Source organism: Undibacterium sp. TC9W, assembly GCF_049339865.1.
In the GTDB taxonomy this organism is placed as follows: Bacteria; Pseudomonadota; Gammaproteobacteria; order Burkholderiales; family Burkholderiaceae_D; genus Undibacterium.
In genome coordinates this window covers 148,687-161,696 of record NZ_JBMPPJ010000009.1, presented here as the reverse complement: position 1 = coordinate 161,696, position 13,010 = coordinate 148,687, and the positions used below count along the sequence as shown (strand labels likewise).

The 13,010-nt window shown below is 49.0% G+C and carries 14 protein-coding genes; 6 read left to right on the top strand and 8 right to left on the bottom strand.

Translation table 11 applies throughout. The annotated features are described in order from the left end of the window. Positions 1-28: 28 nt before the first annotated feature. The 7 genes from acpP to ACO0LN_RS15195 all read right to left on the bottom strand — a co-directional run bounded on the left by acpP (position 29) and on the right by ACO0LN_RS15195 (position 5,337). Positions 29-268: an acyl carrier protein gene (gene acpP, locus ACO0LN_RS15225; protein WP_110253556.1), complete on the bottom strand. Its 240-nt coding sequence runs from the start codon at positions 266-268 to the stop codon at positions 29-31. Positions 269-419: 151 nt separating this feature from the next. After that, positions 420-1,172 carry a 3-oxoacyl-ACP reductase FabG gene (gene fabG, locus ACO0LN_RS15220; protein WP_422975158.1) on the bottom strand — a complete coding sequence of 251 codons (753 nt, stop codon included), beginning with the start codon at positions 1,170-1,172 and terminating at the stop codon, positions 420-422. Further along, complete coding sequence (gene fabD / locus ACO0LN_RS15215) at positions 1,169-2,110, bottom strand: ACP S-malonyltransferase (RefSeq protein ID WP_422975156.1); 942 nt, start codon at positions 2,108-2,110, stop codon at positions 1,169-1,171. The genes fabG and fabD overlap by 4 nt, the downstream gene beginning before the upstream one ends. A gap of 52 nt (positions 2,111-2,162) precedes the next feature. Continuing rightward, positions 2,163-3,149: a beta-ketoacyl-ACP synthase III gene (locus tag ACO0LN_RS15210; protein WP_422975154.1), complete on the bottom strand. Its 987-nt coding sequence runs from the start codon at positions 3,147-3,149 to the stop codon at positions 2,163-2,165. Continuing rightward, positions 3,146-4,240 (bottom strand): phosphate acyltransferase PlsX, encoded by a 1,095-nt coding sequence (gene plsX / locus ACO0LN_RS15205; protein WP_422975152.1) that lies wholly within the window; start codon positions 4,238-4,240, stop codon positions 3,146-3,148. Before plsX ends, ACO0LN_RS15210 begins: the two co-directional genes overlap by 4 nt. Before the next feature lie 265 nt (positions 4,241-4,505). Continuing rightward, entirely contained in the window at positions 4,506-4,688 is a 183-nt protein-coding gene (gene rpmF / locus ACO0LN_RS15200; protein WP_008449924.1) for a 50S ribosomal protein L32, read from the bottom strand. A gap of 124 nt (positions 4,689-4,812) precedes the next feature. After that, positions 4,813-5,337, bottom strand: coding sequence for a YceD family protein (locus tag ACO0LN_RS15195; protein ID WP_422975150.1), 525 nt, complete (start codon positions 5,335-5,337; stop codon positions 4,813-4,815). A gap of 116 nt (positions 5,338-5,453) precedes the next feature. Here ACO0LN_RS15195 and ACO0LN_RS15190 point away from each other — a divergent pair, with 116 nt between their 5' ends. The 6 genes from ACO0LN_RS15190 to ACO0LN_RS15165 all read left to right on the top strand — a co-directional run bounded on the left by ACO0LN_RS15190 (position 5,454) and on the right by ACO0LN_RS15165 (position 11,631). Further along, positions 5,454-6,065, top strand: a complete 612-nt coding sequence (locus tag ACO0LN_RS15190) for a Maf-like protein (protein ID WP_422975148.1) — start codon at positions 5,454-5,456, stop codon at positions 6,063-6,065. Positions 6,066-6,109: 44 nt separating this feature from the next. Continuing rightward, a complete protein-coding gene (locus ACO0LN_RS15185; protein ID WP_422975146.1) occupies positions 6,110-6,862 on the top strand; it encodes an SAM-dependent methyltransferase in 753 nt (250 codons plus the stop codon). A gap of 64 nt (positions 6,863-6,926) precedes the next feature. Continuing rightward, positions 6,927-8,087 carry an iron-containing alcohol dehydrogenase gene (locus ACO0LN_RS15180; RefSeq protein ID WP_422975144.1) on the top strand — a complete coding sequence of 387 codons (1,161 nt, stop codon included), beginning with the start codon at positions 6,927-6,929 and terminating at the stop codon, positions 8,085-8,087. 516 nt (positions 8,088-8,603) lie between these two features. Then, positions 8,604-9,626 carry a phospholipase gene (locus ACO0LN_RS15175; RefSeq protein ID WP_162041307.1) on the top strand — a complete coding sequence of 341 codons (1,023 nt, stop codon included), beginning with the start codon at positions 8,604-8,606 and terminating at the stop codon, positions 9,624-9,626. A gap of 7 nt (positions 9,627-9,633) precedes the next feature. Further along, entirely contained in the window at positions 9,634-11,013 is a 1,380-nt protein-coding gene (locus tag ACO0LN_RS15170; protein WP_422975142.1) for a peptidylprolyl isomerase, read from the top strand. A gap of 24 nt (positions 11,014-11,037) precedes the next feature. Beyond that, on the top strand, positions 11,038-11,631 hold the full coding sequence (locus ACO0LN_RS15165; RefSeq protein WP_422975140.1) for a hypothetical protein: 594 nt from the start codon (positions 11,038-11,040) through the stop codon (positions 11,629-11,631). A 115-nt stretch (positions 11,632-11,746) separates the two neighbouring features. Here ACO0LN_RS15165 and ACO0LN_RS15160 read toward each other — a convergent pair whose 3' ends face one another. Next, the gene (locus tag ACO0LN_RS15160) at positions 11,747-12,970 is read right to left on the bottom strand and encodes a hypothetical protein (RefSeq protein ID WP_422975138.1); all 1,224 of its coding nucleotides are present in this window, start codon (positions 12,968-12,970) and stop codon (positions 11,747-11,749) included. Positions 12,971-13,010 lie beyond the last annotated feature (40 nt).

Here is a 13,010-nt window from a genome sequence, read left to right as displayed (position 1 = left end):
TCTCCTGGATTTGAAAAAATGCGACTAATTAAGCCTTCAGATGGGCTTTAGCGTAGTCAATCGCTTGTTGAACAGTAGTGATTTTCTCAGCTTGTTCGTCAGGGATTTCCATTTCGAATTCGTCTTCGAGTGCCATGACCAGTTCAACTGTGTCCAAAGAGTCTGCACCCAAATCATCTACGAAAGAAGATTCGATTTTGATGTCAGCTTCAGCGACGCCCAGTTGTTCAGCGACGATTTTCTTAACGCGTTGTTCGATATCGGACATGTGTGTCTCCAGTGAAAAAATCAAAAAATAAGGGCCTACAGAAAGGTGCGCGCATTTTAGCAGGTTTGTGAGCAAAAAAAGCAAGCCTCTGATCCCCGGCAACAACTCCTGCTATTTTCGTCGAAGTTGCCTATAAAAATCAACAAAATGATTAGGCCAAGTACATCCCGCCATTCACATGCAGTGTCGTCCCTGTGATATACCCAGCATCTGGCGATGCCAAAAACACTGTTGCTGCGGCAATATCTTCCGGACGACCAAGTTTGGCGAGTGGAATTTGCTGCAAAATGGCCGCTTTTTGGTCTTCATTCAGGGCCCTGGTCATGTCAGTATCGATAAAACCAGGAGCAATACAGTTAACCGTAATATTGCGGCTGCCTATTTCTCTTGCCAATGCACGGCTCATGCCTGCCACACCGGCTTTGGCAGCAGCATAGTTCATTTGCCCAGGATTGCCAGAAGAGCCCACCACAGAAGTAATATTGATGATACGACCATGCTTGGCCTTCATCATGCCACGCAATACAGCGCGCGATAATCGTGCGACTGAAGTCAGATTGGTCGTGATAACGCTATCCCATTCCTCTTCTTTCATGCGCATGGCCAACTGATCCTGAGTAATACCGGCGTTATTGACCAAAATGGACAAGCTGCCAAATTCTTTCTGGATTTCATCGACGAGGCCAGCAGTACGCTCTATGTCATTGACATTGAAAGCCACGCCCTTGCCTGAGCCCGGCGCCAATTCTTCCAGATAAGCAGTAATTGCCGCCGCACCAGATTCCGTCGTCGCAGTACCGATGACTTTAGCGCCTGCCTTGGCCAGGCCAATAGCGATTGCCTTGCCTATGCCTCGGGATGCACCAGTAACCAGTGCCACTTGATTTTCTAATTGTTGAGTCATTTCAAGAGTTCCAATACTTTTTCCAAACTTGCCTGATCAAATACAGTGTCGCCGGTCAATTCTGACTGAATACGCTTGGTCAGGCCGGTTAAAACCTTGCCCGGACCGCACTCAATCACATGCGTGATGCCATCGGCATGCATCTTGTTAATGGTTTCTACCCAGCGTACCGGGCTGGCGGCCTGCCTGACCAGCGCATCCTTGATAGCCACAACATCGCTCAGAATGGCAACATCTACATTATTAATCAATGGAATTGCTGGCTCAGCAAATGGGATGCCGGCCAGATAGTCACGCAACTTGTCTGAGGCAGGCTTGAGTAAGGATGAATGAAAAGGTGCAGACACTGACAAAGGCAAGGCACGCTTCGCACCTTTTGCTTTGGCAATCTCGCAGGCACGATCCACCGCAGTTTTACTGCCAGCAATGACCACTTGTGCTGGTGCATTGAAATTTACTGCCTCAACTACTTCACCCTGTACTGCGGCCATTGCCTCAGCACAGGCTGCCAGCACATCCTCGTCCGACAAGCCCAGAATGGCAGCCATGCCACCCTGCCCTACAGGCACGGCATCTTGCATGGCTTGCGCACGAAAGCGCACCATAGGCACAGCATCTTTAAACGCAATAACGCCAGCGGCTACCAGGGCGGAATACTCACCCAAACTATGGCCAGCCACCAACTTGGGTGCTGCACCACCTGCGGCGATCCAGGCACGGTAGCAAGCTACGGCTGCCGTCAGCATCACAGGCTGGGTATTTGTAGTCAGATCCAGCGCTTCTTTTGGACCTTCATTAATCATTTTGCTCAAATCCAGTTGCAGCGCATCAGATGCTTCAGCAATGGTCTGTTGCACGACAGGATTATCAGCAAAGCCATTCAACATGCCTATCGCTTGCGAACCCTGCCCTGGGAATACAAATGCAAATTGCGTCATTTCTTATCTCAAATGTTTATTATTGATTGTTTAGTTCCTTTTGCTGAGCTGCTTACATCTTGACGATGGCCGCACCCCAGGTGAAACCACCACCCACACCTTCCAGCATCACTGTATGACCAGGCTTGACACGGCCATCACGCACGGCCAGATCCAGTGCCAGCGGTATCGAAGCCGCAGATGTATTGCCATGCTGATCAACTGTGACGACTACCCTGTCCATAGGCATGCGCATTTTTTTTGCGGTGCTTTGCATGATGCGTATATTTGCCTGGTGCGGTATCAGCCAGTCGATCTGATCTGTCGTCAGGCCAGCGATTTCGAGTGCTTCGTTGGCGACCTTTTCCAGCAAATTGACTGCCAGTTTGAAAACGGCCTGGCCATCCATATACAAAAATGCACTACCCTCAACTACGCCACTCTGAACATTGCCAGGCACGCATAAAATATTGGCGTAGCTGCCATCCGCATGCAATTTGGTCGCAAGAACACCCGGCTCTTCTGAGCGGGACATGACGATCGCACCAGCGCCATCTCCAAACAGTACGCAAGTGGTGCGGTCTTCAAAATTCAGGATGCGGGAAAATACCTCGGCACCAATCACCAGCACGTTTTTATGGTTGCCAGCCTTGATCATGCTATCGGCAATGGACATGGCATACATAAAGCCACTGCACACTGCCTGCACATCAACTGCTGCCGCACCATTGGTGATGCCCAGCTTGTTTTGCACTACACATGCAGTACTAGGAAAGCCGCCGAGAAAATCAGGGGTTGAAGTAGCCAGCACGATCAGGTCAATATCGTTGACCTGCATTTTAGCAGCATCCAGTGCACGCTTTGCAGCTTCCACTGCCATATCACTGGTCGAAACAGAAGGCTCAGCATAATGACGGAAGGAAATCCCGCTACGGGAAAATATCCACTCGTCCGAAGTTTCTATGCCCTTCGCTGCCAGTTGATCCGTTAATTCCTGATTGCTTACTTTTTTGGGAGGCAAATAACTGCCAGTCCCTATAATTTTGCTATAGAAAGTCATGCGGTTTTCTGTACCAAGAGTTCATTATTATCTGGAGCAACTATTCCGGCAACTGCCTCAGCATCCGCCATAGGCATCAATTTTGCCATTGAAGTTGCAATGCGTGACAATACATCATTTTTCGCGGCATCGAATGCGCGCTGTATTGCCCACTCATAACTATACTTGTCTGCGCTGCCATGGCTTTTAAATACCAAGCCACACAAGCCTAGCAAACTGCCGCCATTGTAGTTAGATGGATTCATGGTGCGCGAGATGGATTTCAAGGCACCACGCGCAAATATGGCACCCAGCATATTCAGAGGATTGCTCTTGAAGGCCGCCGTCAGGGTAATTTTTACAAAACGCCCCATGCCCTCAGCGGCTTTCAGGGTGACATTGCCGACAAAACCATCGCAGACGACGATATCGGTCGTACCTTCAAAAATATCATTGCCTTCGACATTGCCATAAAAATTCAACAAGCCACGCTCGTGATCGGCACGCAGTAATTGGGCGGTTTTTTTGACGACATCATTACCCTTGATATCTTCTTCACCCACATTCAACAAGCCTATACTCGGTTTATCTTTGCCTTCCAGCGCAGATACCAGGGCAGAACCCATGATGGCAAACTGATGCAAATGCAAAGGTTCGCAATCGACATTCGCACCCAGATCAAGCATGTAAGTGGGGAGATTTTTTTGATTTGGCAAGATACTGCAAATTGCTGGACGGTCAACGCCCTGCATGGTTTTCAGCACATAGCGGGAAACCGCCATCAATGCGCCAGTATTACCTGCAGAAACGCAGGCTTGAGCGGTGCCTTCTTTAACCTGGTTGATGGCGACGCGCATGGAAGAATCTTTCTTGCGACGCAAGGCAACTTCTATCGGGTCATCCATCTCCACCACTTCTGTGGCATTGATAATTTTTAAACGTGTATGGCCGCTGGCATAGAGCTTCTTCAGCTCGGCCTGAATGATAGATTCAGAGCCCACCAGGAGAAATTCGACATCAGGTTCGCGATTGGCAAAAGCAACGGCTGCTGCCACTGTAACTGCCGGGCCATGATCTCCGCCCATGCAGTCTATGGAAATTTTAATTGTCATGTAGTGGTACGAAACTTCAATCTGAAACAGCGAGTGTATCAAACCGGAACAGACATCATCCCGAATTAATTTTTCAAAAGCAGGATTATCTCAAAAATTCAAAGACTCACCGACAACAATTCAATCAAAAAAGTAAATTAAGGGTTCGCTTGATTCTGCAAGAATGAAATAGACATGCAGCAGACAAGTTATTTCAGAAGGTTAACGCAAAAAAGCGGCGCCAAGTCAAAGACTCGTCACGCCGCTTCTTTACCAGGAACAGAGATTACTCGTCGTTCTTGGTTTTCAATACTTTACGACCACGGTAAAAGCCGTTAGGGCTGATGTGGTGACGCAGATGTGTTTCACCAGTTGTTGGCTCGATACCCAGTTGCGGTGCAACCAGGAAATCGTGGGAACGGTGCATGCCACGCTTGGATGGGGATTTTTTATTTTGCTGAACTGCCATGATAACTCCTAATACTTCAAAAAATGTTTCTAAAATTTAACACGCCTGGTTGAAGAATGCGAACATCAGCAACCAAGAATCCCTAACAATACTTCGACCTGAGTGTTTTTTCAGAATAATGCCACTAGGTACGCCCATTAATTTTCTTCAGCACGGCAAAAGGTGAAGCTTTTTTACCGACTTCCGCGTCAATCGCTGCAGTAGTATCTGCTGAAGCCAACGGTAGATCCGGGCATACTGCATGTTTGGGCGATTGGGGTATTGCCAGTAGCGCCTCATCCTCTATCAAGTCCATGACATTGAATGTTTTGCTACCTACTACAACATCGATCTCGTCATCTTCGAGCAATGCATCAATTTCATCTGCATTTTCTTCGTTTTTGGCGAGTATCAATTTGGATTCAGAGTCAATATCAAATGCAAACGGTGTCAAACAACGCTGACACATCAACTGTACTGAACCATTCACAGACAATTTCAACTGCGCATGGCCCAGCTTGTCATTTCCACCCTGCAGAGACCAGTTCAACGCACCCTCAGTGTTTGCACTTTCTTCTGACAGGCGAGGTAAATCTGCGACTAAAATGCTTCCCGAACGCTGCTCTTCGAGCCGGGAGAACGTGAAAGCGTCAATCACAAATGCTTGCATAGGATTATTTGAACCCAGAAAACCTGCGATAATAACAGGATTGCACCTAAGTAGTCAAAGAATTGGCATGATTTTTTCACGCCACAGCTATGAAAATCACAGAAAATATTTTCACAATGCAAACAAACAAGCAGCAGAGCAGGCTGATACTGGCATCAAGCTCAGTTTACCGCCGTGAATTACTGGCAAGATTGCAATTCAATTTCGAAAGTATAGCACCTGAACTTGATGAAAGCCCAAGCCCAGGAGAAAGTCCAGAACAAACCGCCCTGCGCCTCGCGCAACAAAAGGCTGAGGCAATAGCAAAAAATCAGCCGGAAGCCATTATCATAGGCTCAGACCAGGTCGCGACGCTGGACGGTCTGCAAATTGGAAAGCCAGGCAATCATGAAGCAGCGCTAAATCAATTACAGCTCATGCGCGGACGTGAAGTGGCATTCCATACGGCCCTGTGCGTCCTGGATAATCGTCAAAGCGCGCCCTCCCCTCTGCAAATTGAGGACGTGTGCACGATAGTCAGGTTCAGAGACTTAAGCGATGCAGAACTGGATGCCTATTTGCGCATAGAGCAACCTTATGATTGTGCAGGCAGCGCCAAGAATGAGGGTCTTGGTATCGCCATCATAGAAAGCATCAATAGTGATGACCCGACAGCGCTGACTGGCCTGCCGCTTATTGCCCTGACCAGCATGTTGCGCAATACTGGCCTGAGCTTCTTCAATCTTTGAATTAATCACTTCATCCATCGCAATAAATAAAAAATTAAAACTCCATGACAGGCACGCTCTATCTAATCCCCAATACCCTGGGTCTGAACGAAGATCAGCAAGTTAATTTACTTGCCGGCATCATCCCTGACACCGTACAAAAAATGACGGCCGAACTCAGTCATTTTGTCGCTGAAAATGCCAAAACCACGCGCGCTTATCTGAAATACCTGTCACAGGCACACCCTCTTCAAAAAGCCATGCAGGAAATCCAGATCAGCGAGTTGAATATCAACACCCCTGCGCAAGCACTGGAAGGCCTGTTGCAACCCCTACTACAAGGTCATGATGTGGGCTTGATATCTGAGGCTGGTGTGCCCGCCGTTGCTGACCCTGGTGCCAACCTGGTCAGGCTCGCTCATCAGCGCAATATCAAGGTGCGCCCTCTGGTTGGCCCCTCCTCGCTACTGCTGGCTTTGATGGGCAGTGGACTGAACGGCCAGAGCTTTGCTTTTCATGGCTATTTGCCGACAGATGCTGCGCTGCGTGCAAAGCGCATTAAAGAGCTCGAAGAGAGATCAAAAAAAGAGAAGCAAACGCAATTACTGATAGAAACTCCTTATCGCAATGCCGCCATGCTGGAAGCACTGAGCAATCACTGCAATCCTGGCACCCTGATATGCGTCGCAACAGATTTGAGCCTCGACACAGAATTACTGCAAACAAAAACTGCGGCTGAGTGGAAAAGCAATTTAAACAAGCAACAAGGACCTGATTTTCATAAAAAACCGACAGTTTTCTTATTCTTGAGTAATTAAAAAGTGCACGACCGGTCGATTTTTTCTATTTGCGCTAAGATATCTTTTTTCTGGAGGAATGCACATGCTGAATTTTGATTTTTATAACCCCACACAAATCCTGTTTGGCAAAGGACGCATAGCCGACCTGAATAAAGCCATCCCGGCTGAAGCTCATGTGTTGATGCTGTATGGTGGTGGCAGCATCAAACAAAATGGCGTCTATGATGAAGTCATCGCTGCACTTGGCACACGCCAGGTGACAGAATTTACTGGCATAGAACCAAATCCCAGCTATGAAACCCTGATGAAGGCTGTCGAACTTATCAAGCAAAACAAGATAGACTTTTTGCTTGCAGTTGGCGGCGGCTCTGTTATCGATGGCACCAAATTCATCGCCGCTGCAGCCTTGTTTGAGGGCGATGATCCCTGGGTCATCATGGAAAAACGTGGCAGCAATGTGACCAAGGCCATGCCATTTGGCAGCGTACTGACTTTGCCGGCCACTGGCTCTGAAATGAATAATGGCGGCGTCGTCACCCGTAAATCCATCAAGGCGAAAATGGCTTTCTCCAGCCGCCATTGCTTCCCGCAATTCTCGGTACTGGACCCCACCAAGACCTTTACCCTGCCAGTACGCCAGATAGGCAATGGCGCGGTTGATGCGTTTGTCCACATAATGGAACAGTACCTGACCTACCCGGTAAATTCACCAGTACAAGACAGGTTTGCTGAAGGCTTGTTGCTGACACTGATAGAAGAAGGTCCAAAAGCCCTGGCGAATCCAGAAGATTACGACGTGCGCGCCAACCTGATGTGGTGTGCCACCATGGCCCTGAATGGCCTGATCTCGACCGGCGTGCCGCAAGACTGGGCCACGCATATGATAGGCCATGAGCTGACTGCTCTGCACAACATTGACCACGCCCAAACCCTGGCCATCGTCCTGCCTAGCATGCTGCGCGTGCGCAAGGAAGGCAAACGGGCAAAGCTGCTGCAATTTGCCGAACGAGTCTGGGGCTTGCACGGTGGGGATGAAGACAGCCGCATTGAAAGTGCCATCAGCCGCATGCAAGATTACTTTGAGCAAATGGGTGTCAAGACCCGTCTCAGTGATTATCAACTCGGCAGCGACGATATTGCACCTATCCTGTCAGCACTGGAAACCCATCGCATGGTCAGCCTGGGTGAAAAGCGTGACGTGACGCTGGATGTCAGTCGTCAGGTCTTGGAATTGAGTTTGTAACGTGCATACCGGGGATTTGCCATCTTTTAAAATGAAAGGATGGCAAATCCCGGCAAATGCTACCATTACGTTTTAACAACATCACCCTCAGTGATTTTTGAAATTTTCATTGCCAGCACCTCCTCCCGATATCATCCTTCAAGGAATATCTGCTGCACCGCAATGCACTAACAAGTCAGCCTCAATCTCATATCCTGCCTGAGATTCCTCACCATTGTGCGCATCCCGAAGTTTGCATCACAGCAATCAAAAAAGATTACTTTTTCTTATATCTACGCACAAAAAATGACATATTGATTACGGAAAACTAGAGGTCAACTTCTAGAAAAAACAGTAATGCCGAAGTTTTTCTCCATGTTAAAAAGCCAATTCGCTGAAATTATTTAATATCCAATATCTGCACATGCCAGCGGCTGCTTCCGGTTTCGCTCTGTAGGGGACGGGAGTTTGTCACAGCAATCATTTCAGCAGTCTGAGTTTCGCTCCTTTTCACAAATTAAACCTGAAGGACGTTCTATGAAATCCGTTTTTAAACTGGCTGCCGTCACCGCCCTGCTCTGTTGCTTTACCCCTGCACATGCTTTCCTGCAAGAGACCCATCGCCGTATCGCTATTGATGCTGTCAACTTCATGAAAAATAACCCCGACAAAACCAACTACAAAGCACTGGCAAGTGGCCTGGCTCGGGCAGGTATTACCGTGGATCAGTTCGCCACAGCCATGGGCCAGGGTGCCTATGATGTTGATGATTTTGCGGATACTTACATTTGCGGTGCCGTGACCGGCGATTGCCAGTTGGCACCCATCTGGGGTGCAGCACAAAGTATCGTCAAATATACTTCTTACTGGCACTTCCAAAACCATACCGCTGGCCCTGATGTGCATGGCAATCCATTTGGTGGCTATAACTATGCCAAACTCACTGTCGCTGGCGATGTGGATAATCTGGCAGCGTCCTGGCTGGTCGGCGATTATCTTGATGATGGCCCTGGCGGCATGAAGGGCTGGTTTGGCGACAATAGCAAGTACAACACTTACGGCGTCACCGAAGCGCATTACCGTCTGGGCGGCTACTCCACACCCAGTCAGTATGCTGATTTTGAAAAAATCCCATTCCAGCCCATAGACAACCTGGCGCAATATTGGTTTCAGCAATTTTTGAGCAGCCCCAGCCTGCAAAGTCTGGGGTTTGTCATGCATTCCACCGACTTGCTGCAACCTCATCACACCTGGACTACATCAGCACGCAATCATTCAGGCTGGGAGCAATGGGTCAGCAGCTATTACGATAGCCAACAACTGAATGACCCAGCTCTGGTTGCCGCAGCAATGGCTGACTTTACTCCCCTGGCTGCAAATGCGACCGACATACGTCAGTTGCTGACACAGGGTGGCACATATTCTTACCAAAACGGTGGCATCGTACTCTCCTCCACCGACCAGAATGACCGCGTCCGCGTTGGTCGCCTGGTAGTGCCGCACGCCATTGCCATGATGGTTCATGTATTGAACCGCGCTGCCAACCGTCTCAATAGCTGAGGTTAACATGTACAGACCAGGTCATAGCCTGCAATGGAGTATACGCATTACAGGCTGTTGCCTGTCTGTACTGTGCCTGACAATGTCTGCCGCCGTGGCGGCAGACATTGCCCCAGCGACGAAACTGAATCAAGTAGCACTGCCGCCCGAACTGGCCGCACATCTCAATGGCGCACCGGTTTACAGACTGACACTGGATGTGCTTACCCAGATGGCGCAATTGGAGAAACCCAAAACCAGAAGCACTGACATCCTTGATAACATCATCAATAATCGTCTGCTCACTGACAAAACGCGTAGCCAGTTTTCTGATGAAGAACTGCATGCGTCACGGCGGGTAGCCTTTGAACCTGATGTGGTGCTGGATAATCAGTTAAGCGGTTATTTGCGCACCGTTTATCGCAAGGATCTGGAAGCTTCCATCAGCAAGCTTCCGGGAGGCAAGCTAGATGCAATGATTCAGGAGCAGGGCAAGCTGGGAGAAGATGAACTGAACACTGTTTTCGGCACCAGGAATAGAGTGATACTCGATTACACCCTCGGCACAGCCCAACAGGCTGCCGCCGCTCAAGTGACCGTCCTGCGCTGCAACTTTGCAGCCACCACCAACATCAGCCTTTATGATGTGTTCCGCCGTCAAAATGTGCAAGGGCGAGTAGAATTTTTTAACCGCAATCGTGACTTCATACGTCAACAAGCCCAACTTTATCTGGCCAACCTATATGTGCTTGACTGGGCGCGCCTGCGTTTTGACGAAGCGGCACTCAAGGATTTGCGGCAGGCAGTTGAAGAGCAAAATTCAGTCAGAGCCATCAAGAGTCTGCATGGCATAGGCGCTGATACCGATTCAGAAAGCCGGCTTTTAAACCAGCTCGCTGCTGAGGTAAAACCAAAAGAAGTTTCAGCTTATTTCCGTAACCACAAGGAAGAATTTAAACGCATTGTTTCTGTCAGATCACGCCATATCCGCCTCGACAATGAAGTACAGGCAAGGCAGGTTGCCGAACTGGCGCGCCAGGGCAGCAATTTTGCCAGTCTGGCAGAGCAATATTCCACTGCAGCGGATGCCCGGCAAGGCGGTGACATGGGCATGATTGCTCACAACGGGCAATTGTCCTGGCTGGAGCAACTGGCTTACATGCAGGAGCCCCGCAAAGTGTCCGCCCCCATTCGCGCCGCCGTTGCACCTGACGAAAAAGCCCATTGGGAAATCGTGCTCGTGGAACAACGCAATGAAGGCTATCAGGACCCAGGATCAGAAGAAGTACGTTATCAAGCCAGCCGGGCACTGGCGCAGGAAAAAGCGATCCGTCAGCTATCTGTTCTGCAAACGCAATTACGTAAAAACGCAAGAATTGACGTTAATAAAACCGTACTGACAAATTAATTGAAATTGTGAGGCAATGTATTTATGAACAAAGGCATACTCATTGCAATGACCATCCTTGCAACTGCAACACTGATGATCTGGCAACTTTGGCCACAAGCTGAAGATGGCCAAGCCAGTCACCCAGAAGCAGTTTCCACATCAAGCACCACCTCAACCGGCAAACCTGAGCAGATGCGGACATCTTCCTGGCCGCCACCATTTCCTGAATCGATAGAGGAGAGAAAATTTGTTCCTCTACTACCTACAGGGCCCGAACTTTCTGCTGCCCAGAGCCTGGTAGCCACCCGCGATGGCGATCCGCGCACGCCGCCCATCCAGCATGATGAGCCGATGCAGGAAACACCTACGGCAGCCGAACTTGCCGATGCCAAGGCTTACCAGCAATATGAAACCAGGCAAAATAGCCGTCTGTATGCGGCTTATGTGAAAGCCGCGGATGAGGAAATACCACGCCTGCGCGAAGCGATAGTCCGGGCGCGAGATATGGGCATTCCGGCAGCAGAAATTGCCAAGGGCGAAGAAAAACTGCGCCGCATCACTGTCATGCAAGGTCAAATGCTTGTCGAGCACCCGGAGCTGCAAAATACTGCAACTGCCAGGGCGGGTCAGAAATGAAGTATTTAATTTCAAATCGAAAGATATCGATCTGACATGGTGTCTTAAAGGGCTCGTAATGATACAGAAGCAAGCCGTATTAAATTGCAGCAATAACTCAATTCGGCGTCAGGATTTATTTCTTGACTGTTTTTTGAATATGACAATTCGCATCCAGGAAACGCATGGCTCCTGTGTAATTGGTATCCCAATCATCCATTAAATAATTACCTGCTTCTTCGACGAAATTATTCCAGTCTTCCAGCAAACCTTCCTGCTTTTCGTGAGGTGCTGCTGTTTTAATCCAGTCTGTTGCCAGCTCAGGATTAAAGCCCTGATCACGGAATTTCTTCACCAGGCTTTTTGCGGTCTTTTCTGGCAAAGTCGTTTTAGGCGGTATTTCACCAGTGATGCAAACGAACAGGGTAATGAGTGAATCAATATCGGTTTTACCCTTGGTCAGTTTGGTCCACTCCTTGGACACCAGGGCATCGTATTCAGAAGTATCTTCGACTTCATGGTCGCGCAAATAGTAGCGGTCCTTGAGCTCAAATACCAGCCTGTCGAGAGATGCCGATTTATCCTGCAGACGCGGCAAATCATGGGATTTGATCTCGCCCAGCACACGCTCAACGATGGCATGAAATTTCTCGGGGATATCAGCCAGATCAATTGCGGATAAAGCCGACTTCAACTTCGCTGCAGTGTATGCACGGATAGCGTCGATCAGGCTGGCAAACTCCACCTGGTTTTGCAACGTCGCCTCGGGCTTGCCAAACATTTGCAGCAACAAGGCGGTACGGACTACTGATACGGCTTCGACATCCTCTTCTTTGAGATAACTGGCAGACAGGCCCAGCTCTTCACCAAACCAGTAACCAGCCTCGATTTCCAGTGCATTCATTTGGCGGTGTTCGAGCGTGTTCCTGTACTCAATTGGCTTTTCCTTGAGTGACCAGGCTTCCAGAAAATCTTCTACCTTGCCCTTGGCTTCATGACCCAGCAAGGCATATTCCGGCATGGCGAATAAGGTTTTCAGCAAGCCAGAGCCACCGCGAGACAAAGTCAAAAAGGTATTGTCGCGTATCATCTTGGCAGCCAGTTCAAGATCACCCTTAGTCGTCTCAATCAGATACAAGCTAGCCAGATTGACGATACGTTTACGTGCCGCTTCAATTTCAGGGCGCAGGTATTTACTGCCGAAAGCATCCGCTATCTGCACCATGCCTTTTGGGGCTTCAGCCTCAATCGCAGCAATCTTGGTGGTGGAGATAATTGCCTTTTGCACGCCATAACGCAGCGCCGACTCAAAGTAAGGACGATTATCAAGCAGGGCAATTTCAAAAGTATTTTCAGGCATAAATACCAGAATAGAAGCAGACTATGGAATTGAAAAGCAG